The sequence below is a fragment of the Pseudomonas sp. MNR3A genome (assembly GCF_009650575.1).
GTDB classification, from domain to species: domain Bacteria; phylum Pseudomonadota; class Gammaproteobacteria; order Pseudomonadales; family Pseudomonadaceae; genus Aquipseudomonas; species Aquipseudomonas machongensis.
The window spans coordinates 246,372-270,426 of record NZ_VZZS01000016.1 but is presented as its reverse complement, the minus strand read 5'-3'; the positions used below and the strand labels follow the sequence as shown (position 1 = coordinate 270,426).

Genomic DNA, 24,055 nt, shown 5'->3' with positions numbered 1-24,055 from the left:
GCGAGGGTCAGAAGCTGTACTTGGCCGTCAGCATCAGGTTGCGTGGATCGCCGAAGGTGTCGCCGCCGTAGTCCACCGACTTCGAAATGGACGAGTAGTACTTCCTGTCGAAGATGTTGTTGGCGTTGAGCTGCAGGTCCAGATGCTGGTTGACCTGGTAGCCGGCCAACAGGTCGGTGACTGCGTAGCTACCTTGTACCAATCGATAGTTGCCGCCATTGACCGGGATGTCGTTGTACATGCGGCTCTGCCAGGTGATGCCGCCGCCCACTCGCAGTTTTTCCAGTGGGCCCTGGAAGCGGTAGGTGGTGAACAGCTTGAACTGGTGTTCGGGCGTGTCGGACTTGAGCGGCTTGTTGACGCTCGCCGGGTTCTTCTCGTCCTTGATGGTGTGCACGCGGGCGTAGGTGTAGCCGGTGCCGATCTGCCAATGGTCGGTCAGTGCACCCTGCACTTCGAAATCGATACCTTGGCTGCGTACTTCGCCCGAGGCTTCATAGCAGGTCATCTGCGGGCAGTTGGCCGCGCCGATCTGGACCTGACGGTTTTCCTGGTCGATACGGAACACCGCAAGGCTGGCGTTCAGGGCACCGTCGAAATATTCGCCCTTGATGCCGACTTCATAGTTCTTGCCGACGATCGGGATGATCGGCTTGCCGGAGACGTCCTTCCCGCTCTGCGGAGTGAAGATGTCGGTGTAGCTCACATACACCGAATGATGCTCGTCCAGGTCATAGATCAGGCCGCCGTAGCGAGTGACGTTGCGGGTCACCTTGTAGTCGCCGTCGTTGTTGTCGCGCTGGTCGTAGTCGTACCAGTCCAGGCGTCCGCCGAGAATCAGCTTGAGTGGGTCTGCCAGGCTCAGGCGGGTGGTGGCGTAGACGCCTTCCTGGTTGATCAGGTAGCGACTGTTGCCAGTGTGCAGGAAGTTCGGCTTGCCGCTATCGAGCGGATAGTCGGTGTCATAGGGGCTGTATTCGCGCTCGTTCATGTCGTAGATGCGCTTGCTGGCACCCAGCACCAATTCATGGCTGCGGCCCAGCAGCTCGAAGGGGCCGCTGGCAAAGGCGTCGAGACCCAGTTGGTTCTCGTCGTGCGCGGACTGGTAGACCGTCCTGCTCAGGGTCTTGGCGGTGTTCCAGCGCGACAGGTAAGAGCCGCGGAACAGCGCGTTCTGCTCGCTGTAGTTGGCGTTGACCTGCAGCTTCCAGTCATTGGCCAGGTGGTGGCGCACTTCGGCGAAGAGGGTGTTGATCTCCTGGTCCTTGTCTTCCCAGTCGGTGCCGGGGTTGTACGAACGCGACACATCCAGGTGATGGCCGCTGAGGTCGGTCGGGATGGCCCCCCAGAAGAAATTGGTCTTGTCCTTCTGGTGCGAAAAGCCCAGGGTCAAGGTGGTGTCGTCGCTCAGGTCGGCTTCGCTGATGGCATAGAACAGCCCATGGTTTTCTTCCTGACCATCACGGAATCCGTTGGCGTCGCGGTAGGAGGTCACTATCCGGCCGCGCAGGGTGCCGCTGTCGTTGAGCGGGCTGGAGGCGTCGAGCTCGCCGCGGTAGTTGTCCCAGCTGCCGGCCGCGCTGGTAACGGTGACTTTCTGTTCGGCCAGTGGGCGCTTGCGCACCAGGTTGATGGCCGCTGATGGTGTACCGGCGCCTGTGACCAGACCGGTGGAGCCGCGAACCACTTCGACGCGGTCGAACATCGCCAGGTTGGGTTGGGCGCCAACCACCCAACCGGTATAGGCGCTAGGGATGCCGTCGTACATCAGGTTGTCGACGTCGAAGCCTCGGGCGGTGTAGCTCTGGCGGCCGGGGCCGCTGGACTGGTTGAGGAACAGCCCCGGGGTGTAGCGGGCCACGTCGTTGATGCTGGTCATGTTCTGGTCGTCCATGCGTTGACGGGTGATCACGGTGACCGCCTGCGGGGTCTCGCGCATGGTCAACGGCAGCTTGGTCGCGGTGTTCATGGCGCCGGTGGTGTAGGACGTGCTGCCTTCGGTGGTGCTGCCCAGCCGGTTGTCGCTGATCTCGGTGGCGCCCAGTTCCAGCGTCGCGGGTGGTTGCTGGTCGTCAGCCATGGCATGGGGCAGGGTGCTGAGACAGACGGCCAGGGCCAGCAGGTTGAGCGCGAAACGACGAGGCGGAGCAGCAGGGGTCATGCCTGGATATCCTTGTTGCTAGTGCTTATGAGAATGATTGGCAATAAGTTTGTCAGGATTTGTCGCGCCTCGAAAGCGTGGTATGCCAAAAAATCGACAAATTTTTCACATCTGCCCGCGTGTTGCAGAATCGCCAGACGTCCCGGGGCTTGCGCAAAGCGGGTAGAATTCGCGCTTGATCAAGTGTGTGAGGTCCATGTGGAGCTGCAGCAGGGTTTTGTCCTGACCCGCCATTGGCATGACACCCCCGACGGCACGTGTGTGGAGTTCTGGCTGGCCACCGACCAGGGCCCCCGGCGTGTACGCCTGGGCGCGCAGGTTTCGGTGGCGTTCGTGCCAGCGCAGCAGGCCGCACATGCACAACTGTTGCTCGGCGATGAGCCGGGCGCAGAGCTGCGCCCCCTTGAACTGCGCGACTTTCAGCAGCGGCCGGTGATGGGCCTTTACTGCCGCCAACACCGCCAACTGATGGCCTTGGACAAACGCTTGCGCACGGCCGGCATCGAGGTGCTGGAAGCCGACATCCGACCGCCGGAGCGCTATCTGATGGAGCGCTTCATTACCGCGCCGGTCTTGTTCGGTGGTCGTGTCGATGCCCAGGGAACGGTCGTGGATGCCCAGCTCAAGCCTCATCCGGATTACCGCCCGAGCCTGCGCCTGGTGTCCCTGGATATCGAGACCAGCGAACGGGGCGAGCTGTACAGCATCGCGCTGGAGGGATGCGGCCAGCGCCAGGTCTACATGCTCGGACCTCCCAACGGCCCAATGCAGGTGGAGGATTTCGACCTGCACTACTGTGCCGACCGTGGCCAGTTGCTCGAATGCCTCAACCGCTGGTTGGAGCGTCACGACCCGGATGCGATCATCGGCTGGAACCTGGTGCAGTTCGACCTGCGTATCCTCCACGATCACGCTCGGCAGTTGCAGGTGCCTCTGTGCCTGGGCCGCGATGGTGCGCCGATGACCCTGCGCGAGCATGGCAGCCGCACGCATTTCTTCGCCGATGCGCCGGGGCGGCTATTGATCGACGGCATCGAAGCCCTGCGCTCGGCGACCTGGAGCTTCCCCTCGTTCAGCCTGGAAAACGTCGCCCAGACCCTGCTGGGCGAAGGCAAGGCCATCGACACTCCCTACCAGCGCATGGATGAGATCAACCGGATGTTCGCCGAGGACAAGCCGGCCCTGGCGCGCTACAACCTCAAGGATTGCGAGCTGGTCACCCGCATCTTCGAGCACACCCGGCTGCTCGACTTCCTTCTTGAACGTGCCACGGTGACTGGCCTGCCGGTGGACCGCAGCGGCGGCTCGGTGGCGGCGTTCTGTCACCTGTACATCCCGGCCATGCACCGGCTGGGCTTCGTCGCGCCGAGCCTGGGCAGCCGCGAGGGCGAGGCCAGCCCAGGCGGGTTCGTCATGGATTCGCGGCCAGGCTTGTACGAATCGGTGCTGGTGCTGGACTACAAGAGCCTGTACCCGTCGATCATCCGTACCTTCCTGATCGACCCGGTGGGCCTGGTGGAAGGCCTGCGCGAGCCCGATCAGACAAGCTCGGTCGAGGGCTTTCGTGGCGCCCGCTTCTCGCGTACCCGCCACGCCTTGCCAGCCATCGTCGAGCGGGTCTGGCAGAATCGCGAAGCGGCGAAGAAAGCGGGTAACGCCCCGTTGTCCCAGGCCCTGAAGATCATCATGAATGCCTTCTACGGCGTGCTTGGCTCCAGCGGTTGTCGGTTCTTCGATCCGCGCCTGGCATCGTCGATCACCCTGCGCGGGCATCAGATCATGCGCCAGACCCGGGCGCTGATCGAAGCACGTGGTTATGACGTGATCTATGGCGACACCGATTCCACCTTCGTCTGGCTCAAGGGGGCGCACGACGAGGAGCAGGCGGCGCGTATCGGGCGTGCACTGGTGGCTGAGGTCAACCAGTGGTGGCGCGAGCATTTGGATCAAGAGCTGGGGCTGCACAGTGCGCTGGAGCTGCAGTTCGAAACCCACTACCGGCGCTTCCTGATGCCGACCATCCGCGGCACCGAGGAGGGCAGCAAGAAGCGCTATGCCGGGTTGGTACAGCGCGCGGACGGCCAGGACGAGGTGGTGTACAAAGGGCTGGAGTCGGTACGCACCGACTGGTCGCCGCTGGCCCGGCAGTTCCAGCAGGAGCTGTATGGCCGGATCTTTCGGGGCCAACCCTACCGCGACTATGTGCGCGATTATGTACGACGCACGCTGTTGGGCGAACAGGATGAACTGCTGGTGTATCGCAAGCGGCTGCGTCGTCCCTTGCAGGACTACCAGCGCAACGTGCCTCCCCATGTGCGCGCCGCGCGCCTTGCCGATGAATACAACCTGCGCCTGGGCCGTCCACTGCAGTACCAGCGCGGGGGCTGGATCAGCTACCTCATCACCACGGCAGGCCCGGAGCCGCTGGAGAACCTGCAGTCGCCAGTCGATCACGAGCACTACCTGAGCCGGCAGTTGCAGCCGGTGGCGGATGCGATCTTGCCGTTCGTTGGGGATGATTTCGCCAGCCTGACCGATCGTCAGCTCCTGCTCTTCTGAAAGAACCGCCGCTCGTTCGGTGCGTCGCTGTCGGGGTGGCATCTATCTAATGCCCGAGCTAGGACGCTGCTACCTAGCCTGCGCTTCTTTTTTCAAGGAGCGCGATGCCATGACGATCCCCCCCGAACAGCGAGAAGAAGGCGTCCCTACCGCCCACGATTTTCCGGCCTTGCATCAGGACGCCGTGATTGGGCAGCGTTTGCCGGACTGGCTACGTCAGGCCTCCCCGGAACAGGTCAAGCAGCTGCACGAGGCGATGCAGCTCAGCGTGTACTTCCAGACGCGGGCTCGAGCCATCATGGGGCAGTTGGAACCCCTGGACAGCTTTGCCCAGACTCGTCTGGCCGAGGCCCTCAAGCCCCATGTCGACGAGCCTTTCGATGTCCGCACACTGCAGTTTCGACGTGGGCACCGCGAGCCGGTGCACACCTCGATACCCATCGGCTACCCGGTGACGGTGCCGGTGTACACGCAAATCCCCCTGCTCGAGGCGGCGCTGGGCAACTTCCGCGAGGAGGAAACCGAGGACGGCGGGCAGTTACCCGGTAACCGGCTTGCCGATCCTGGCAATAGCTCTGCACGTCTGCCCAGCGCGCTTCATTTCGCTGCGCTGTGCCGGTCACTGGACCTGGGCGGTCAGTACCAGCGCCATTTGCACACGGTGCTGGAGCAGAACAGCGACTCGGAGGCTGGCGCCGACTCGGTGTTCGGCCGTGCCCGTCGCTACGGCATGCTGGCCGATGCCTGTGTCGCTCGGCTGAAGGGCGTCCTGAGCGAGAACGAATACGTGCTGGTGAAGAATCTCTGCGCGCAGAAAGCCCCGTTGACCTTCGAAGGACGACCGGTGCAGTGCAAGCGCCTGAGCCTGTTGGCGTGCACCCTGGAGCAGATCGTGGTGCTGGATGTGCGCGATGAGACCCTCAGCCCCCTGTACAGCTCCAGCCACCGGGTGCTGGTCCATATTCCGGGCGATCCCGCGACCCCATGGAGCGCGTTTCCCAACCTGCGCTACTTTGCCAATGACCTGGGCAAGCGCTTGCGGCTGCCCGGGTATCAGCGTTTCTTCAGCCGCTTCGTGTTGCGCCGCGATGCGCAGTCGTTCTTTTCTGCTGTGGCTTCGGGCTACCAGGGTGTGTCGGACCTGGCGAACATTGCGTTGGAAGAGCACATGCATCCTTGGGAGATCAGCGACCAGGCCACCGCCAGTACCTTGGAGGGCTCGCTGTTCATTGCGCTGGGTCGTGCGCGCATCGCGCAGGTCAAGGCCGATGCGGCGATGATCGCCGTGCCCTCGGCTGCTGTGGATGAACAGGTCCGGCGTGAGCACGATCAGCGCTTGTCCGCAGAGGGCTGGGCTTTGCTCAACATAGCGGGGCTTTTCGTGCCGGCCCTGGGCGCGGTGTTGCTCGCGGTGAGCGCATGGCAACTGCTGGGTGAGGTCTACCACGGTGTCGAGGCCTGGCACGAGGGGGACAGCAGCGAGGCACTCGATCACCTGCTCAACGTCGCCGGCGATGTCGCCATGATTGCGGCTACGGCGGCAGGTGCGCAGCTGGCGCGAGCGGCCTGGAGCCGTTCGGCACTCGTCGATAGCCTATTGCCGGTGCGGCTGGAGGACGGCAGCACGCGGCTGTGGAAAGAAGACCTCACACCCTTTCGCAGTGCGCCGCCTGCGGGGGCCGTGCGTGACGACCTGGGTGTATACCGGGCAGGTGAAGGCTGCTGGGTTGAAATGGATGGCCAGTACTATCGCGTTGCGCAGGGCAGCGATCAGCGCTGGCGCCTGCAGGGTGACGACAACCATGCGCCGGTGCTCAGACACAACGGCGCGGGTAGCTGGCGGCTGTGGTGGGAGCAACCGCTGGAGTGGGATGACCCTCGGCGCTCTTTCCGGCGCTTGGGTCATGACTTTGCCGAACTGGACGACGACCAGATCGATGAGATTCTGCTCGCCCACGACATACAGGCCCAGCATCTGCGAGCGGTACATGTCGAGGGGGGCGTGGCCCATGGCGAATGGCAGGACAGTGTCGTTCGGTATCGGCTGGACCTGCGCATCCGTCGAGTGGTCAGGCAATTGCGCGGCGGGGTCATGCCCACCGAAGAGGCCGTGCTTGATCAGGCGCGGTTACTGCCTGGCGCCGCTGGTGCTTCGGACCAGGTATTGGCGGAGTTGATCTGGTCCGAACGAAGGCGTCTGTTCGAGCAGCTGTATGCGTTGGAGCAGCCACCGGGGGACGCAGGCGTCCAGCGTCTGTGTCGGCAGTTCGCTTCATTGCACGGTCGAGCGGCTGCGCAACTGATGCGCGAAGCCAGTGTTGTGGATCGCCAGCGCTTGCTGGATGACGGCCGGGTTGCGGTGGACCTTGCTTCAAAGGCGGGCGCTGCGGTGTGGCGTATCAGAGTGGCCCGAGTGTTCGAAGGGTTGTACCTGGACGCTAGCCAGAATGCCGACCTTGCCCGTGTTGCGCTGCAGGTGCTCGACGCCCTGCCGGGTGCTTCGCGCAACGTGGCCTGGCGCTTGTGCGAGCGCTCTGCGAACGGCCCGGTGCTGCTGTCGATAGACCGCACACAGGCCGTTCGCACACTGACACTGGTTCACACCGATGGGTACTTCCTATTGCTCGACGGGGCAACCGAGGCGGTGCTCGGGGAAGGGGAGTTGTTCGAGGTCCTGAGCAGTGCGATGGATGGTCCTCAGCGGGAGGCGCTGGGATTGGGCGAGCCCCTGGCCCACAACCTGCGTGTAACCCTGGCGCGCGCGACCGCGGCCCGTCGGGCGGACGTCCAGACGATGCTCGGCAGGCGGGACTCTGCAGGCTGGTTCCGCGCGCCGCAACGTCTGGCGGATGGCCGGGTCGGTTACCCGTTGAGTGGTCGCGGGGGCGGGCGGGGGCGAGGCCGGCCGTTGTTCGCCAGAGTGCGTAACCTCTACCCGAACCTGAGCGACAACGATGTACGAGCCTGGCTGGTGACGCTTGGCAACAGCGGCGGGAACTTTCACACCGAGCTGAGTCGGCTTGAGGATGAGTTGGCAGTGCTGGAGACGGACCTGCAATTGTGGACCAATCAGCCCATGAGCCTGAGCGCCCGTGGCGAAAGAGTCTACATGCGTGACGCCTTGCTTGCGGCCTGGCGGCGCACGCTGCCCAGGGTGTACGACCAGAACGGGCGCGTGATCGGCCAACGCCTGAACCTGTGGACCGTGTCGCTGCAGTCGCTCCCGGAGCTTTCGCAACAGGTTCGCTTCGATCAGGTGGTGTCATTGTCGTTGCGCGGCATTGGCCTGACCGAGATTTCCAGCACATTCATGCGGGCGTTCAGTCGCCTGGAAGTCCTCGAGTTACCCAACAACAGGCTTACCCGCCTGCCGCCCCGGTTACGTCACCTGTCGCGACTGCGTGAGCTGGACCTGACCGGCAATCAGATCATGCTGGACGATGGCCAGGCGACCACGCTGCTGCAGCTGACGCACCTGAGGCTGCTGGATTTGTCGTACAACCCATTGGGGCGTAGTTTTTCCGTGGCGGGCATGCCGCATCTGAACTCCCTGCAGTTGGCGCATACCGGAATCAGCGAGTTGCCCGAGGGCTTGCTGAGTCGAGGCTCTTTGGTGGTCGCTGACCTGCGTCACAACGCAATTGTCGAACTTCCCGATCACTTCTTCAGTGCCCCCAGGTGGTACGCCCGCGCGGTGCTGTTGAGCGAGAACCCGCTGAGCGCCACGTCGACCCAGCGACTGCGCAGCTTCATGATTCGTCATCAACTCATAATTGAAGAGGAGCTGGAAGCCGAAAATGTCAGTGATCAAGCGGAGGAGGGTGCTGCTGCGCTCGACAGTGCCCGCAATACCTGGCAACGGGTGATCGAATCAGGCGCCACCGCACAGTTCGACGAGTACTGGAATGGGCTGGCCGAGGCGCCGGGCAGCGCCGACTTCATGGACTTGTTGCGCCGCCTGCTGGAGACACTGGATTTTCGCAACCATGGCGCGGATCTCGGGCGGCGAGTGACCAGCATGATGCTTGCGATGCGCGAGCATGCCGAGTTGCGCGAGGAACTGTTCACCCAGGCGATGTTGCCCAGGACCTGCCAGGACAGTGTCATCGGTAACTTCAGCCGACTGGAAGTGCGCATGCTGGTCTGGAAGGCGCTGGTCGACGCCAAGGCGGGTGCCCAAGATGCGGCATTGGTTCGCCTGGGCCGGCAGCTGTGGCGCCTGGATGAAATCGAACGGATTGCCGTCGATGACATTGCCGCTCGTGTGGTCGCGGGGCGTGATCCCGATGAAGTCGAGGTGGAACTGGCCTACCGTGTCATGCTGCGCGATGACTTCGATCTGCCTGCACAACCGGCAGACATCGCCTATCAGCAGACTGCCGGCTTGACTCCCGAGCGTCTGGCAGCCGCCCGCCAGCGGCTGCGCGAGGGGGAAACCGAGCAGGCCATGGTCGAGTCGTTGTTCATGCGTGAATTCTGGACCGAGCATCTCAAGAACAGCCATCAAGCGGAGTTCGACGCCATCAAGAAGCCGTTCTTCGAGCGTATCGAGGTGGTTCAGGAGATGGCTGGCGATGATTCATCAGGCGCTCGATCCTATGACGACACCTTGCAAGCCCTGCGTGACGAGGTGCAGCGGCTGCAGGCGCAGTCCGGCCAACTGAGCCTTCAAGCCGACGGCCTGAGCGGGGACGCCCTGGAGGACCATCAGCAGCGGCAGGCCGATATCGACCGGCAACTGCGCGAGCAGCGTGCCAGCCTTGAGATGCGCTTGGTCGATAGCGAATTCGCCGAGCGCATGCGCGCGCTTGGCACAGGCATGGATTCACAGACCTTTCGCCAGACGATGGACCTGCTGTCGACCGAGCACGATGCGGCGGTGCAGGCACGGATCATAGAACTGACCCGAGCCGCACTGGCGCAGAACCCATCCCAGCTGGAACCGGGTGCTTCCGAGCCGCAGCCTGGACCAAGCCGTGGCAGCGGCATGGGCTGAGCGGCGAAGGGGGCCGGCGTTCATTGTTGGGCTATGCTCTGCAGTGGGTGCCGGCCATTTCCGTACCTCCTGAGCGAAGGCCTGGACACCGGAAGTTACCTTTGCACAGCGCATGGTCCACCGCAGGTGGTTTAGGCTCCGTTTCGGATCTTTCTCTATGATCTGTAGTCATTGATATATCGAGAGAACAAGGAGATACACATGCTCGTCCGGTCACTGACCCTCGCCACCCTGCTTGCCGTCGCCGCCCCGCTGTTGGCGGCAGACAGCGATGCGCCCCTGGCCAAGGAGCTGGGCAAGGCACGGCCACTGGTCGTGATCGCCCCCAGCAGCGCCGACCCGACCTTGCGCGGGCTGGAAGAGGCCATGAAAGATCCAGCTACCCAGGCCGGGTTCAAGGAGCGCAACCTGGTGCTGTTCAGCGTTGCCCAGATGATGGGCAAACGCGAAGACAAGAACCTTGAGCAGCAGACCACCATGGCGCTGATCCGCGAGCTCAAGCTTGGCGCGAGCAAAGGCACCAAGGTGATCCTGATCGGCAAGGATGGCGAGCGGCACATGCTCAAGGATGATGAAAGCGGTGAGAAGATCGACCCGCAGGCGATTTTCAAGGCGGTTGACGAACTGCCCGCCGCTGAGAAAGCCATCGCGACACCCGAGCCGGTAGCCGCCGCCCCGGCCGCAGAGCCCAAAGCGAAAGAGACTGGCAAGGCCACCAGACCGGCCAAGCCGGCAGCACCGCCCAAGCCACTGGACGACTGAACCCCCCGCGCCGGTCTTTGCAGACCGGCGTTTTTGTATCGCACTGTATCACCGGGCCCCGGTGACCGATTGCCATACAAATTCCGCCATTGCCCGATACACCAAGGACACACCATTGCGGCGAAATGAGCTGACCTTTCGACCGATGTGGAGCCTTGCCATGACCGCTATCTGCAATCTTCTCCCGCCGTTCTGCCGTTTCATTCGACAAATCTGACCTCTCGCCGGTTAGCGCGCGGGGCAAGCCATCTTCCATCGTTCAACGGAAGGCGGCTTGCCCCGCAGTCGTTTCCGGCCCCTGCGGAGACTTCTCTCATGCATTCCCAACCCTTGCTCACCGGCCTTGGTTTGCGACGCGGCCTGCTTGCCGAACTGCTGAAACTGGAGCCAGGCACCGTGGACTTTCTCGAGTGCGCCCCGGAAAACTGGATCAATGTCGGCGGCGCCTTTGGCCATGGCCTGGCGCAGCTCGCCGAACGTTTCGCAATCGCTTGCCATGGCCTGTCACTGTCGCTGGGCGGCCCCGAGGCGCTGGACCTGAAGCTGCTCGATAGCACCCGCCGTTTCATGGACCGATACCGGGTGAAGCTGTACAGCGAACACCTGAGTTATTGCAGCGATGATGGCCATCTCTACGACCTGATGCCTATTCCTTTCACCGACGAAGCTGTCCGCCATGTCTCTGCGCGTATCCGCCAGGCCCAGGATTGTCTGGGCCGGCGTATCGCGGTGGAAAACATCAGCTACTACGCCGCGCCCTACCAGGCGATGAGCGAGTTGTCGTTCATCCGCGCCGTGCTCGAGGAAGCCGACTGTGACCTGCTGCTGGACGTCAACAACGTCTTCGTCAATGCCTGCAACCATCGATACGACGCATTGGCCTTTCTCGAAGGGCTGCCGCGCGAACGGGTGGTTGGCATGCATGTGGCGGGGCACTACGACGAGGCGCCGGACTTGAAGGTCGATACCCACGGCGCTGCGGTGAAGGAAGACGTATGGACGCTGTTCTCGATCGCTTGCCAGCGTTTCGGCAATCAGCCGACAGTGCTGGAGCGCGATTTCAACTACCCGCCCATCGCCGAGCTGCTGGCCGAGACTGCACGCATCCGGGCGCTGCAGCAGGCTGCCGGAGGGTTGCGCCATGACTGAGCTGCGCGAGCAACAATTCACCCTGGCCCTTCACCTGCGCGACCCGCAGCGCCATCCGGCGCCACCCGGTATCGAGGCGCGGCGGTTGAGGGTTTACCGCGAGCTATTCTACGGTGCCATCGAGGGCTTGCTGGCCGGCAGTTTCCCGGTGATGCGCAGGACCTTGGGCGATCAGGTCTGGCATGCCCGGGTGCGCGACTTCTACGCCAACTATCGCAGCCAGACCCCGTTGTTCACCGAGATTGCCGAGTGCTTCATCGACTATCTGCAAGGTGTCGAGCTGGATGCACCCTGGCAACTGGAACTGGCGCATTACGAGTGGATCGAGGCGTACCTGAGCCTCACTGATGCGCAGGACCCGGCACACGATCCAGACGGCGATCTGCTCGACGGGGAGCCACTGCTGTCCTGTGTAGCCCAGGTGCTGGCTTACCAATGGCCGGTGGAGCAAATCGGCCCAGGCTACCAGCCTGAACAGGCGCCAGAGATGCCGTCCCTGCTGCTGGTACACCGCGATGCAGGATTCAAGGTGCACTTTTCCCGCCTGGCGCCACTGGCTTGGCAGCTGTTGAACGCCTCGGGCAGCGGGCGTGAGCGCTTGCTGGCGCTGGGGGGCGAGGCGTCGCTCGAGGGCGGGAGAGCAATGCTCGAAGGGTTGCGCGCCCAGGGTGTGATCATTGGAACCCGGGCGCCCTGACGGGGCGCCTCAACAGGTGCCCGTATCAATCGTGCGGGCCCATCCACGGGTGTTTCCACTTCGCGAAAAACACAAAGCCCACACCTGGTAACAGGCGTGGGCTTTGTGTTCTGCAGACCCTTGGTCAGCCGTGCTGCCAGCGGCGAGTCAGCCAATAATCCAGGCTCAGACGACCCGATCCCTTGAGTATCAGGGGCAGCAACGCCACCAGGTAGATCAGCGGAAGCTTGAAGTTGCCGAAGCCGCGGTCGGTAATGGTATAGCCCTGGGCCAGCTCAGTCAGTGATGACCAATGTGCCGGCCAGTGCACGGAGGCGATCGCGACGACCGTCACCACGGCCAACACGACCGAGGCCAGGCGTGTACCGAAGCCCAGCAGCAGGAGCAACGGACAGATCAGCTCGGCCCACATCGACACCTGCCAGTTGAACTCAGCGGGCAGCATGTTGAACGGGAAGGGGAAGTTGGCCTGCAAGTCGACGAACCAGTTGTTGCCGTTGAACTTTTCAAGGCCCGACTCGAAGAACTCCCAGGCCAGGAACAGCCGCAGGGGCAGGTCCGCGCTCCAGTTGCCGGTGTTATCGATGCGTGCAAGGGTGCGATTGATCAGTGTTGTCATGGTGCAGGTCTCGCTTCAGCAGGAAAGGGCGGGTTTGGCGCGGCGCAGGTGTTGAGCGCGCTTTGCGGTGAGCTTGAGGACGATGGCGGCGAACATCAGGGCGAATGCCAGCGGGTACCAGCCGCCCATCGGGATGCGCTTGTAGAACGACAGGCAGAACACCCCGGCCAGCACCCAGGTGCCGGTGCTGTGCAGGCCTCGCCACAGGCGACCGCCTAGGAGGCGCATGGCGCCTTTGAACGATGTAAGGGTCAGCAGCAGGATGAACAGGTAGCCGACACTGCCAGGAATGTTGGCCACTGCGGTGCGGCCGGCCCAGAACAGTTCCGGGAAGCGTTGCGCATAGAGGTAGATCAGCACGCCATGAACCGTGTGGGAGAAGGCGAAGGCCAACCCGAGGAAGCGTCGCTCACGCAGCACCTGGCGGCTGAAGGCACCAGGCAACAGGGTCACCAGCGAGGAGGCCAGAAACGTCAGCAGGAACAGCGCGAAGGAGCTTCGCGCGGTGGCGCGTATGGCGGTGCGCAGGGCATCGGCAGAGCCGACGGGGTGCATCCACAGTGCCAGTCCGGTCATCAGCAGGGTCAGGCCGGCAAGGGCAGCGAACAGCTTCCAGCCGGAGGGTAACGCGAGGTTTTTCATGAGCAGCTCCCAGGTCGTCGACGGCGAATGCCGTCGCGTTGTTGTGGCTGGGAGTGTGTTGGGAAGGGGTATCTGCAGTGTGTCGGCGAGGCGCGGATTGTGTATCGGCGTGTACCGTTAGGCGGGTGTGCTACAGAACCGTACAAGACCCAAGGGTAGGAGGGGAGACCCCTCCTACAGACAGGGTTATTTCTACAGGTGCGAGGGTGGCAGTTCTATCTGGGCGCACAGCCCACCACTTTCACGATTGCTCAGGCTCAGTCGCCCACCCAGGGCCTGGGTCAGTTGATGGGCAATTGCCAGCCCAAGCCCGGTCCCACCGGTACTGCGATTGCGTGAACCTTCGACCCGATAGAAGGGTTTGAGCACCTCGCCCAACTCCTGCTCGGGAATCCCCGGACCTTCGTCGAGCACCCGGATCAGGGTGTCGCCGGTACTCCGGTGGCTGACTTCCAGGCGCGCAGAGCCGGCGAACTTCAAGGCGTTGTCCAGCAGGTTGACCAGGACTCTGCGCAGGGCATGCGGGCGGGTGTGCAGCACCGTGTCGGTGTCGCCGCAGCGTACGACCTGCGCACCGCTGTCCTGGTAATCGAATACCAGGCTGTCGAGAAACGCGTCGAGATTGACCTTGCATGGCTGTTCGGTGCTGCTGTCCATGCTGCGGGCGTAGGCTACCCCCTCGCGCACCAGATGCTCCATGGCGCTCAGGTCGCTCCACAGTTTGTCCTTCTCCAGTCCGTCGTCCATCACTTCCACGCGCAGCTTCATACGCGTGATCGGTGTCTGCAGGTCATGGGAGATGGCGGCCAACAATTGCATGCGCTCCTTGAGATAAGCGGCGATGCGTGCCTGCAGGGCGTTGAAGGCGACGGCGGCGTACTTCACCTCGCGCGGGCCGCTCTCATCCAGCTGTGGCCCGGGCTTGTCGGGGTCGAGGTGGTCGACGGCCTGGGCCAGGCGCGTCAGCGGGCCGATCGCCAGGCGTACCGCAAGCCAGGTGCACAGCAGCAGGATCGCCAGCTGGAACAACAGCACCACCGGTAGCCAGGTGGCCAGTGGCACCGGCGCCGGGGTGACGTCGATGGTCAGTGGTGCGCCGTCGGCGAACTTGAGGTGCGCCTGGAAGTGCGGGTTCGGCCCGGGGATATCCTGGAAGGTCAGGTGATAGTCCTTGCCGATCGCCTTGACGATCGACTCTGCTGCCATGGGCGGGTCGGCGCTGGGCATGCTCTGGCCGACAAGGCCTTGGTCGAGGCGGTAGCGGTAGTTGTGACGCTCCAGGCGCGCAAGCCACCCAGCACGTTCGGCGGCGGGCAGGCGATCGAGGATGGCCACCGAGGTGGCGACGTCCATTTCCAGGTTGCTCAGCATCATCGAGCGGCTGCTGACATAGCGCTCGTAGAACTGAAGGCCGAACGAGGAGCCGTAGGCCAGCACCAGCCCCGTCAGGAAGATCAGCGCCAGGCGCGAAGCGAGGGTGCCCGGCCACTTCATGTCGGCGACTCGATCAGCGAGACCGGCAGCGAGAACACATAGCCCTCGCTGCGCACGGTCTTGATGCAGGTCGGTTCGCGCGCGTCGTCGCCCAGGCGCTGGCGCAACCGGCTGACCAGCAAGTCGATGGACCGGTCGAAGATGTCGGCTTCGCGGCCCTGGGTGAGGTTGAGCAGTTGCTCGCGGCTGAGCACCCGCTGCGGATGGTCGAGGAATACCCGTAAAAGGCGGTACTCGGCGCCGCTCAAGGCCACGAGGGTGCCTTCGTCGTCGAGCAGGTGACGGGCGGTGGTGTCCAGGCGCCATTGGCCGAAAGCGATCAGCCGGCTGCTTTCGCTGATGGTGAGGTTGGGCGGCAGCATGCGCGTGCGGCGCAGCACTGCATTGATCCGCGCCAGCAGCTCGCGGGCGGAGAACGGTTTGGTCAGATAGTCGTCGGCGCCCATTTCCAGGCCGATGATGCGGTCGGTTTCGTCGTTGCGTGCAGTGAGCATCAAGACTGGCGTGTTGCGGTGCTTGCCAGCGCGCAATTCGCGGCACAGCAACAGGCCGTCGTCGCCGGGCATCATGATGTCGAGCACGACCAGGTCGACGGAGTTGCCCTCGAGAAAGCTGCGCATCTGCCGACCGTCAGCGACGATGCTCGTGCGCAGACCGTTCTTCTTAAGGTAGTTGCCGACCAGCTCGCGAATTTCGCGGTCGTCGTCGACGATCAGGATGTGATCGACGTGTTCCATCATGGTGGTCCTGTAATGAGTGCGATGGGCACAGTGTAACGAGGCTCGGCTCGCTTGCCTGCGGGTGTTTGTATTGCAGTGTATCTGTCGGCGACACAGATACAGAACGAAGCAGCACGCGCGTTTCTCGACACATGGCCGATACCTGGCGGGCTTCAAATGGCTCTCGACCGGGGAGTGAACTGCTCCCCACCTAAAGCCCCGCAGGAGATACACCATGAACTTCAAGACCCTTGCCAGTGCCAGCCTGTTCGCCGTACTCGGCTTCGGCGCCATCGCCGCCCAGGCCAGCACCCAACCGATGCCCGACAGCCAGGCCATGCAGTACCGCTACGGCGATCACCTGGACGTCAAGCGCGTACTGTCGGTGAAGAACGATCGCAGCAACGCCTGTGGCGTGGTCAATACCCGCATGGATTACCTGGACTCGCACGGTCAGGCACAGAGCGTCGAGTACCGTACCTACGCCACCGGCGGTTGCCATGACAACTGATCGTAGCCAGGCCGAGCCAGGCCGCCCCTGGCGACGTCGCTGGCTCAAGGTGGGCGGTGTGATCCTGGCGCTCGCAGGCCTGGGCCTGGCCGGGCACCTGCTGGCGCGCGACGACCTGGGGCCGATGCCTTCGCTGGCAGGTGCCCAGGCGTGGATCAACTCGCCGCCGCTGGATGCGCCTGCGCTCAAGGGCAAGGTCGTGCTGGTGGACTTCTGGACCTGGGACTGCATCAACTGCAAGCGCAGCATGCCGTACGTCAACCAGTGGGCCAAGCGCTATGCCGACCAGGGGTTGGTGGTGGTGGGCGTGCATACGCCGGAGTACGACTACGAGCATGATGTGGGCAATCTCAGGCAGAAGGTACGCTCGCTCGACATCGGTTATCCGGTGGCGGTCGACAACGATTACCGGATCTGGAATGCCTGGGGCAACCAGTTCTGGCCGGCGCATTACTTCGTCGATCGCAAGGGGCAAGTGCGCCATGTGCATTTCGGTGAAGGGGACTACGCTGGCCAGGAACAGGTGATCCGCGAGCTGCTGGCCGAGCCGTCGACGTAGGCGCCGGCTAGCGCCGCTGCAGCGGGCCACTCAGCGCAAACTGGCAAAGTGTTCCTGCATCCGTATCGGGTCGGCCTTGCGACCGCTGAACAGCTCGAATGCCTTGACCGCCTGGAACACGGCCATGGTGCCGCCGTCGAGTGTCTGGCAGCCCAGCGCCCGGGCGTGGCGCAACAGCTCGGTTTCGAGTGGGAAGTAGATGATCTCGGCCACCCACAAGCGCCTGTGCAGCAGTTCGACCGGCAACGGCGTACCCGGCAGCTTGGCCATGCCCACCGGCGTGGTATTGACCAGCCCGTCGGCTGTCGCCAGGGCGTGGGCCAGGTTTTCGCCCAACTGCGCGCGGCCGGCCCCGAAGCGTGCGCTGAGGTTGTCCACCAGCGCTTGCCCGCGTGCGTGGTCTACCTCGAACAGCACCAGGCTCTCGACTTCCTCGGCCAGCAACGCATGAGCCACCGCGGCCCCTGCGCCGCCAGCGCCCATTTGCACTACCTGGCGCCGAGCAACGCCGGGCAGGCCTCGGCGCAGGCCTTCGGCGAAACCCAGGCAGTCGGTGTTGTGGCCGATGCGCCTGCCGTCCTTGAACACCACGGTGTTGACGGCGCCGATGCCGCGCGCCTCGTCCGAGAGCTCATCGAGCAGCGGCAGGATCGCCTGCTTGAACGGGAAGGTGATGTTCAACCCGGTAAAACCGGTGTGCTGCGCCGCGTCGAGCAAGCGGGGCAGGGCGCTGTCGTCCACACCCAGCTGGTCGGCATCGATCAGCCGGTACAGGTAGCGCAAGGCCTGGGCGTCGCCTTCGTGCTCGTGCAGCGCGGGTGTGCGCGAGGCCTGGATGCCGCGCCCGATCAGGCCAGCGAGGATGCTGTGCGGCGTCATGCTGCGACCTCCTGCAGCAGTTGCTGGAAGTGGGCAAGCGCTGCGCGATAGCCCTGGCTGCCCAAGCCGCAGATCACCCCCACGGCCACCGCCGATACGAACGAGAGGTGCCGGAACGGCTCGCGCTTGTAGACGTTGGACAGGTGCACCTCGATCACCGGCAGTTCACAGGCGAGCAGCGCGTCACGGATGGCAACCGAGGTGTGGGTCCAGGCGCCGGGATTGATCAGGATGCCGGCGCAGCGGCCACGGGCGCCATGTATCCAGTCGATCAGTTCACCTTCGTGGTTGGTCTGGCGAAACTCGGTTTCCAGGCCCAGCTCACGGGCGCTGGCAGCGCACAGATTGGCAAGGTCGGCGAGGGTTTCCCGGCCGTAGTGACCAGGTTCGCGGGTGCCGAGCAGGTTGAGGTTGGGGCCGTTGAGTACGAGGATTGGGCATGGCATGGCGGAGCATCGCTTTTATTGTTGGATGCAGCAAGTTTTGTACTATCCGGTTAGTTTTGTAAATCAGCTGGCGCCGCTCGGTATGAAAATCGGGGGCGATAATCGCCCGCCGTTCCGGCTGGATTACAGAATCGTAATCTTCACGCCACCGCCACGATAACCGCCGCGTCCTAGAGTCCCTCGCCAGCAATCGCCAGCCGTCGAGGACCCCAGACCGTGCCGTTCAAACCCTCCCGCTTCCTCGCCCTGATTTGCCTGCTGTCGGCCAGTGCTGTCGCCCAGGCAGGACAGGGCCTGACCCTGAACCAGGCGCTCGATGCGGCGTTTGCCGATAATCCGGACCTGGCTGCCGTGCGCCAGGCGCTCGGCATTGCCGAAGGCGAACGGCGCCAGGCGGGTCTGATACCCAACCCGGAGCTTTCCTGGGAGCGTGAAGACACTCGCCGCGATACCAGCACCACCACGGTCATGCTCAGCCAGGCGCTCGAGTTGGGTGGCAAGCGTGGCGCGCGTGTCGAGGTGGCCAAGGCCGGGCAGGATATCGCCCGATTGGAGCTCGAGCGCCAGGGCAATGGCCTGCGTGCCGATGTGACCCAGGCTTTCCATGCTGCACTGCGGGCGCAGACTGCGGTGGAGCTGGCCGAGCAGTCCAAGGCCTTGACCGAACGGGGCCTGCGGGTGGTAAAGGCGCGGGTTGCGGCGGGCCAGTCATCGCCGGTCGAGGCCACTCGCGCCGACGTGCAGTTGGCCCAGGCTCTGGCGCAACTGCGCCGTGCCGAAGCGGATCGCACGGTGGCCTGGCAGGCGCTGTCGCGCTTGATTGGCAGCGCCGATGTGGCGTTCACGCAGCTTGATGGCAACGGCTTGTTGCCTGGCCCGGCGCCACAGGCCGAGGTCTTGCTGGGCAAGGTCGAGCAGACCGTCGAGTGGCGCCTTGCGGCCGCGCAGATCGAGCGTGGAGAAGCCGCGCTGGGTTCGGAAAAGGCCCAGCGGATCCCCAACCTCACGGTCAGCCTGGGCAGCCAGTACAGCCGCGAGGACCGTGAACGGGTCAACGTGGTCGGGCTGTCCATGCCGCTGCCGCTGTTCGACCGAAACCAGGGCAACGTGCTGGCGGCCTCGCGTCGCGCCGACCAGGCCCGCGACCTGCGCAACGCAGTGGAACTGCGCCTGCGCAGCGATACCCGCAGCGCACTGAGCCAGTGGGCCATGGCCATGGCCGAGGTCAACGCCTACGACCGCACCATCCTGCCCTCGGCACGCCAGGCGGTAGATACCGCTACGCGTGGCTTCGAGCGCGGCAAGTTCGCTTTCCTCGACGTTCTGGACGCCCAGCGCACGCTGATCGAGGCCCGCGGGCAGTACCTCGACGCCCTGGCGTCGGCAAGCGATGCCCGGGCACAGATCGAGCGGATCTATGGCCAGCTGGATACCGGGCGCTGAGGCGCGGATCGAGCGTTCTACCTTCTTCATTTGCAGCAGGAGCCCCCATGAACACCACACGCAAGTTCGCCATCCTTGCCACCCTGGTCGCCGTGATCGGCGTCGGTGGGCTGGCCTGGACCGGCAATCTCGCCCCCGCAAAGACCAGCGAATCAGGCCATGACGAGCATGGCGATGACGGCCACGACCACGGCAGCGCGCCTGCTGCGTCCGGCGAGGAAGGTCACGATGAAGAGGGCGAGCTGCATCTTTCTGCAGCGCAGATCGAGGCGGCCGGGGTCCAGTTGGTGACCGCCGGCCCGCGTGCCCTGGGTACGGCGATCAGTTTTCCTGGCGAGATTCGTTTCGATGAGGACCGTACCGCCCACGTGGTGCCGCGTGTTCCGGGTGTGGTCGAGTCGGTGCAGGCCGACCTCGGCCAGCCGGTCAAGCGTGGCCAGGTGCTGGCGGTGATCGCCAGCCAACAGATCTCCGAGCTGCGCAGCGAGCAGCAGGCGGCGCAGCGGCGGGTCGAGCTGGCGCGGCTGACCTTCGAGCGTGAAAAGCAGTTGTGGCAGGAGCGCATCAGCGCCGAGCAGGATTACCTGCAGGCTCGCCAGGTTTTGCAGGAAGCTGAGATCGCCTTGGCCAATGCCGGGCAGAAGGTTGCGGCCGTGGCCCCGGCGGGGGTGGGTAATCGCTACGAGCTGCGTGCACCGTTCGATGCGGTGGTGGTGGAAAAACACCTGACCGTCGGCGAAGTGGTGAGTGAGGCCAGCAATGCCTTCACCCTGTCCGATTTGAACCGAGTCTGGGCCACGTTCGCCGTGACCCCGCGCGATCTGGACAAGGTCACCAGCGGCCGCGCCGTGACCGTGAGTTCGCCGGACCTCGATGCGCAAGTCGAGGGCACCATCAACTATGTCGGCAACCTGCTCGGCGAGCAGAACCGCGCTGCCACTGCCCGCGCCACGCTGGCCAACCCCAATGGGGCCTGGCGCCCCGGGTTGTTCGTCAATATCGCGGTGACCGTCGAGCAAGCAGAGGCGGCCGTGGTGGTCCCCCAGATTGCACTGCAGACCCTCGAAGAGCGCAGCGTGGTGTTCGCTCGCACCCCTGATGGCTTCCAGGCGCTGCCAGTCAAGACCGGCCGCCGCGATGGCGGCTTCGTCGAAATCACCGAAGGCCTGGCCCGCGGCACCCAGGTGGCGGCGGCAGGCAGCTTTGTCCTCAAGTCCGAGCTGGGCAAGGGCTCGGCCGAGCACAGTCACTGATCCGGGAAACCCTCATGTTCGAACGCCTGATTCAATTTGCCATCGAGCAACGCCTGGTGGTGATGCTCGCCGTGGTGCTGATGGCTGCGGTGGGCATCCACAGCTACCAGAAGCTGCCGATCGACGCGGTGCCCGATATCACCAACGTGCAGGTGCAGATCAATACCGCTGCACCAGGCTATTCGCCGCTGGAAACCGAGCAGCGCATCACCTACGCCATCGAAACGGCCATGGCCGGCCTGCCCGGGCTCAAGCAGACCCGTTCGCTGTCGCGTTCGGGTTTGTCGCAAGTGACCGTGATCTTCGATGACGCCACCGATATCTTCTTCGCCCGGCAGCTGGTCAACGAGCGCCTGCAAGTCGCCCGCGAACAATTGCCCGAGGGCATCGAAGCGGGCATGGGGCCCATCTCGACGGGCCTGGGGGAGATCTTCCTGTGGACGGTCGAGGCCCGGGACGGTGCACTCAAGGAGGACGGTACGCCCTACACCGCCACCGACCTGCGGGTGATCCAGGACTGGATCATCAAACCTCAACTGCGCAATGTGCCGGGGGTGGCCGAAGTCAACAGCATCGGTGGCCACGCCAAGCAGTACCTGATTGCACCGGATCCCAAGCGCCTGGCGGCCTACAAGCTCACGCTCGATGACCTGATCGCGGCGTTGCAGGGCAACAATGCCAACGTCGGCGCGGGTGCCATCGAGCGCAACGGCGAGCAGTTGCTGGTGCGTGCGCCGGGGCAGGTGGCGTCGATCGAGGACATTGCCAACATCGTCATCTCCAGTGCCGATGGTGCGCCGATTCGTGTCAGCCATGTGGCCCAGGTCGGCCTGGGCGAAGAACTGCGTTCGGGAGCGGCGACCGAAAATGGTCGCGAGGTGGTGTTGGGCACGGTGTTCATGCTGATTGGCGAGAACAGTCGCACGGTGTCCCAGGCCGTCGCGGCGAAGCTTGCCGAGATCAACCGCAGCCTGCCCGAGGGCGTGGTGGCGGTCACGGTGTACGACCGCACCAACCTGGTGGAAAAAGCCATCGCCACGGTGAAGAAGAACCTGGTCGAAGGCGCCATCCTGGTGGTCGCCGTGCTGTTCCTGTTCCTGGGCAACATCCGTGCAGCGTTGATCACGGCCATGGTCATTCCGCTGTCGATGCTGTTCACCTTCACCGGTATGTTCGCCAACAAGGTCAGCGCCAATCTGATGAGCCTGGGGGCGCTGGACTTCGGCATCATCGTCGACGGTGCGGTGGTGATCGTCGAGAACGCCATCCGTCGACTGGCCCATGCCCAGCACAAGCACGGGCGCATGCTGACCCGTGCCGAGCGGTTCCATGAAGTGTTTGCGGCTGCCCGCGAGGCACGCCGGCCCCTGATCTACGGGCAGTTGATCATCATGGTGGTGTACCTGCCGATCTTTGCCCTGACCGGTGTCGAAGGCAAGATGTTCCACCCCATGGCGTTCACCGTGGTCATGGCCTTGCTGGGGGCGATGATTCTTTCGGTGACCTTCGTGCCGGCAGCGATTGCGCTGTTCGTCACAGGCAAGGTCAAGGAGGAAGAGGGTGTGCTGATGCGCACGGCTCGCCAGCGTTACGCCCCGGTGCTCGCCTGGGTACTGCGTCGACGCGAGCTGGCCTTCGCCGCTGCCGCAAGCGTGGTCCTGCTGTCGGGTGTATTGGCCAGTCGCATGGGCAGTGAGTTCATTCCCAGCCTCAGCGAGGGCGACTTCGCTCTGCAATCGCTGCGCGTGCCGGGCACCAGCCTGAGCCAATCGGTGGACATGCAGCAACGCCTGGAACGGGCGATCATCGCCCAGGTACCCGAGGTCGAGCGGGTGTTCGCCCGCACCGGGACCGCCGAGATCGCCTCGGACCCGATGCCGCCGAACATCTCCGATGCCTACGTGATGCTCAAACCGCGTGAGCAGTGGCGTGATCCAGGCAAACCGCGCGACGCGTTGATTGCCGAGGTGCAGCAGGCTGCCGCCAGTGTGCCGGGCAGCAACCATGAACTGTCGCAACCCATCCAGCTGCGCTTCAACGAGCTGATTTCCGGGGTGCGCAGCGATGTGGCGGTGAAGGTCTTCGGCGACGACATGGACGTGCTCAACGCCACGGCGGCGAAAATTGCCACCACCTTGCAGCAGGTGCCGGGGGCATCGGAGGTGAAGGTCGAGCAGACCACCGGGCTGCCGGTACTGACCATCGATATCGACCGCGACAAGGCGGCACGCCACGGTCTGAACGTTGCCCAGGTGCAGGATGCGGTGGCCATCGCTGTCGGCGGGCGCAAGGCGGGGACGCTGTACGAAGGGGACCGGCGCTTCGACATGGTGGTGCGCCTGTCCGAGGCGCTGCGCACAGACGTCGACGGCCTGGCGAACCTGCTGATACCGGTGCCGGCCAGTGCTGGCGCCACTCAGATCGGCTTTATCCCGTTGTCGCAGGTGGCAAGCCTCAACCTGCAATTGGGGCCGAACCAGGTCAGCCGCGAGGATGGCAAGCGCGTGGTGGTGGTCAGTGCCAACGTGCGTGGCCGTGACCTGGGTTCGTTCGTCGAGCAGGCCGAGCAGACCCTGATCGACCAGGTGCAGGTCCCGCCTGGATACTGGACACGCTGGGGTGGGCAGTTCGAGCAGTTGCAGTCGGCTGCCGAGCGGCTGCGGGTGGTGGTGCCGGTTTCACTGCTGCTGGTGATGGCGTTGCTGCTGATGATGTTCAACAACCTGCGTGACGGCTTGCTGGTGTTCACAGGCATTCCGTTTGCCCTGACCGGAGGGGTGCTGGCCCTGTGGCTGCGGGATATTCCATTGTCGATTTCGGCAGGGGTCGGGTTCATCGCGCTGTCGGGGGTGGCGGTGCTCAACGGCCTGGTGATGATCGCCTTCATTCGCAGCCTGCGAGAAGAGGGGCGATCGCTGCGGGTGGCGGTCGAGGAGGGCGCGTTGACCCGTCTGCGGCCGGTACTGATGACCGCGCTGGTGGCGTCGCTGGGGTTCATCCCGATGGCGCTGGCCACCGGCACGGGCGCCGAGGTGCAGCGGCCGCTGGCGACAGTGGTGATCGGTGGGGTCTTGTCGTCGACGGCCTTGACCTTGCTGGTGTTGCCCGCGCTCTATCGCTGGGCGTACCGGCGGGAGGAAGATTGAGAGGGCTACCAGCCGGCTCC

Annotated in this window: 17 protein-coding genes; 10 read left to right on the top strand and 7 right to left on the bottom strand. The window is 64.1% G+C overall.

Annotated features, from left to right (window positions below):
* Positions 1-7: 7 nt before the first annotated feature.
* On the bottom strand, positions 8-2,161 hold the full coding sequence (locus tag F6X62_RS12835; RefSeq protein WP_153773737.1) for a TonB-dependent siderophore receptor: 2,154 nt from the start codon (positions 2,159-2,161) through the stop codon (positions 8-10).
* A gap of 198 nt (positions 2,162-2,359) precedes the next feature.
* Between F6X62_RS12835 and F6X62_RS12830 the strand changes: the two genes are divergently transcribed.
* The 5 genes from F6X62_RS12830 (at position 2,360) to F6X62_RS12810 (ending at position 12,324) form a co-directional block, all read left to right on the top strand.
* Entirely contained in the window at positions 2,360-4,720 is a 2,361-nt protein-coding gene (locus F6X62_RS12830) for a DNA polymerase II (protein WP_153773736.1), read from the top strand.
* Between the two features lie 109 nt (positions 4,721-4,829).
* Entirely contained in the window at positions 4,830-9,716 is a 4,887-nt protein-coding gene (locus F6X62_RS12825; RefSeq protein WP_178117549.1) for an NEL-type E3 ubiquitin ligase domain-containing protein, read from the top strand.
* Positions 9,717-9,917: 201 nt separating this feature from the next.
* Positions 9,918-10,478 (top strand): DUF4174 domain-containing protein, encoded by a 561-nt coding sequence (locus F6X62_RS12820; RefSeq protein WP_153773734.1) that lies wholly within the window; start codon positions 9,918-9,920, stop codon positions 10,476-10,478.
* A gap of 315 nt (positions 10,479-10,793) precedes the next feature.
* Positions 10,794-11,627, top strand: a complete 834-nt coding sequence (locus tag F6X62_RS12815; protein WP_153773733.1) for a DUF692 domain-containing protein — start codon at positions 10,794-10,796, stop codon at positions 11,625-11,627.
* On the top strand, positions 11,620-12,324 hold the full coding sequence (locus tag F6X62_RS12810; protein WP_153773732.1) for a DUF2063 domain-containing protein: 705 nt from the start codon (positions 11,620-11,622) through the stop codon (positions 12,322-12,324). The genes F6X62_RS12815 and F6X62_RS12810 overlap by 8 nt, the downstream gene beginning before the upstream one ends.
* 124 nt (positions 12,325-12,448) lie before the next feature.
* On the opposite strand, the gene F6X62_RS12805 is transcribed toward F6X62_RS12810, so the two are convergent.
* The 4 genes from F6X62_RS12805 to F6X62_RS12790 all read right to left on the bottom strand — a co-directional run bounded on the left by F6X62_RS12805 (position 12,449) and on the right by F6X62_RS12790 (position 15,816).
* Positions 12,449-12,943, bottom strand: coding sequence for a DoxX family protein (locus F6X62_RS12805; RefSeq protein WP_153773731.1), 495 nt, complete (start codon positions 12,941-12,943; stop codon positions 12,449-12,451).
* Between the two features lie 15 nt (positions 12,944-12,958).
* Positions 12,959-13,585 (bottom strand): ferric reductase-like transmembrane domain-containing protein, encoded by a 627-nt coding sequence (locus F6X62_RS12800; protein WP_054890712.1) that lies wholly within the window; start codon positions 13,583-13,585, stop codon positions 12,959-12,961.
* A gap of 192 nt (positions 13,586-13,777) precedes the next feature.
* A complete protein-coding gene (locus F6X62_RS12795) occupies positions 13,778-15,079 on the bottom strand; it encodes a HAMP domain-containing sensor histidine kinase (RefSeq protein WP_153773730.1) in 1,302 nt (433 codons plus the stop codon).
* Complete coding sequence (locus tag F6X62_RS12790; protein WP_054890710.1) at positions 15,076-15,816, bottom strand: response regulator; 741 nt, start codon at positions 15,814-15,816, stop codon at positions 15,076-15,078. The genes F6X62_RS12795 and F6X62_RS12790 overlap by 4 nt, the downstream gene beginning before the upstream one ends.
* A gap of 217 nt (positions 15,817-16,033) precedes the next feature.
* On the opposite strand from F6X62_RS12790, the gene F6X62_RS12785 reads away from it, so the two are divergent.
* Positions 16,034-16,309, top strand: a complete 276-nt coding sequence (locus F6X62_RS12785; protein WP_153773729.1) for a DUF2790 domain-containing protein — start codon at positions 16,034-16,036, stop codon at positions 16,307-16,309.
* Complete coding sequence (locus F6X62_RS12780; protein WP_125929988.1) at positions 16,299-16,868, top strand: thioredoxin family protein; 570 nt, start codon at positions 16,299-16,301, stop codon at positions 16,866-16,868. Before F6X62_RS12785 ends, F6X62_RS12780 begins: the two co-directional genes overlap by 11 nt.
* A 30-nt stretch (positions 16,869-16,898) precedes the next feature.
* Here the strand turns inward: F6X62_RS12780 and F6X62_RS12775 are convergent, their stop codons facing one another.
* Positions 16,899-17,747 (bottom strand): shikimate dehydrogenase, encoded by an 849-nt coding sequence (locus F6X62_RS12775; RefSeq protein ID WP_153773728.1) that lies wholly within the window; start codon positions 17,745-17,747, stop codon positions 16,899-16,901.
* Positions 17,744-18,193 carry a type II 3-dehydroquinate dehydratase gene (gene aroQ, locus F6X62_RS12770; protein ID WP_153773727.1) on the bottom strand — a complete coding sequence of 150 codons (450 nt, stop codon included), beginning with the start codon at positions 18,191-18,193 and terminating at the stop codon, positions 17,744-17,746. The genes F6X62_RS12775 and aroQ overlap by 4 nt, the downstream gene beginning before the upstream one ends.
* Before the next feature lie 216 nt (positions 18,194-18,409).
* On the opposite strand from aroQ, the gene F6X62_RS12765 reads away from it, so the two are divergent.
* The 3 genes from F6X62_RS12765 to F6X62_RS12755 are packed head-to-tail and all read left to right on the top strand — an operon-like array spanning position 18,410 to position 24,035.
* Positions 18,410-19,636, top strand: coding sequence for a TolC family protein (locus F6X62_RS12765; protein ID WP_153773726.1), 1,227 nt, complete (start codon positions 18,410-18,412; stop codon positions 19,634-19,636).
* A gap of 47 nt (positions 19,637-19,683) precedes the next feature.
* On the top strand, positions 19,684-20,889 hold the full coding sequence (locus F6X62_RS12760; protein ID WP_153773725.1) for an efflux RND transporter periplasmic adaptor subunit: 1,206 nt from the start codon (positions 19,684-19,686) through the stop codon (positions 20,887-20,889).
* A gap of 14 nt (positions 20,890-20,903) precedes the next feature.
* The gene (locus F6X62_RS12755) at positions 20,904-24,035 is read left to right on the top strand and encodes an efflux RND transporter permease subunit (RefSeq protein WP_153773724.1); all 3,132 of its coding nucleotides are present in this window, start codon (positions 20,904-20,906) and stop codon (positions 24,033-24,035) included.
* The last annotated feature ends 20 nt before the right edge of the window (positions 24,036-24,055 follow it).

What these genes read in the sequence shown, in the direction of transcription:
- F6X62_RS12835 (WP_153773737.1), bottom strand. Translation starts at nt 2,161, where the DNA reads ATGACCCCTGCTGCTCCGCCTCGTCGTTTCGCGCTCAACCTGCTGGCC.
- F6X62_RS12825 (WP_178117549.1), top strand. Translation starts at nt 4,830, where the DNA reads ATGACGATCCCCCCCGAACAGCGAGAAGAAGGCGTCCCTACCGCCCAC.
- F6X62_RS12820 (WP_153773734.1), top strand. Translation starts at nt 9,918, where the DNA reads ATGCTCGTCCGGTCACTGACCCTCGCCACCCTGCTTGCCGTCGCCGCC.
- F6X62_RS12815 (WP_153773733.1), top strand. Translation starts at nt 10,794, where the DNA reads ATGCATTCCCAACCCTTGCTCACCGGCCTTGGTTTGCGACGCGGCCTG.
- F6X62_RS12810 (WP_153773732.1), top strand. Translation starts at nt 11,620, where the DNA reads ATGACTGAGCTGCGCGAGCAACAATTCACCCTGGCCCTTCACCTGCGC.
- F6X62_RS12805 (WP_153773731.1), bottom strand. Translation starts at nt 12,943, where the DNA reads ATGACAACACTGATCAATCGCACCCTTGCACGCATCGATAACACCGGC.
- F6X62_RS12800 (WP_054890712.1), bottom strand. Translation starts at nt 13,585, where the DNA reads ATGAAAAACCTCGCGTTACCCTCCGGCTGGAAGCTGTTCGCTGCCCTT.
- F6X62_RS12795 (WP_153773730.1), bottom strand. Translation starts at nt 15,079, where the DNA reads ATGAAGTGGCCGGGCACCCTCGCTTCGCGCCTGGCGCTGATCTTCCTG.
- F6X62_RS12790 (WP_054890710.1), bottom strand. Translation starts at nt 15,816, where the DNA reads ATGGAACACGTCGATCACATCCTGATCGTCGACGACGACCGCGAAATT.
- F6X62_RS12785 (WP_153773729.1), top strand. Translation starts at nt 16,034, where the DNA reads ATGAACTTCAAGACCCTTGCCAGTGCCAGCCTGTTCGCCGTACTCGGC.
- F6X62_RS12780 (WP_125929988.1), top strand. Translation starts at nt 16,299, where the DNA reads ATGACAACTGATCGTAGCCAGGCCGAGCCAGGCCGCCCCTGGCGACGT.
- F6X62_RS12775 (WP_153773728.1), bottom strand. Translation starts at nt 17,747, where the DNA reads ATGACGCCGCACAGCATCCTCGCTGGCCTGATCGGGCGCGGCATCCAG.
- aroQ (WP_153773727.1), bottom strand. Translation starts at nt 18,193, where the DNA reads ATGCCATGCCCAATCCTCGTACTCAACGGCCCCAACCTCAACCTGCTC.
- F6X62_RS12760 (WP_153773725.1), top strand. Translation starts at nt 19,684, where the DNA reads ATGAACACCACACGCAAGTTCGCCATCCTTGCCACCCTGGTCGCCGTG.
- F6X62_RS12755 (WP_153773724.1), top strand. Translation starts at nt 20,904, where the DNA reads ATGTTCGAACGCCTGATTCAATTTGCCATCGAGCAACGCCTGGTGGTG.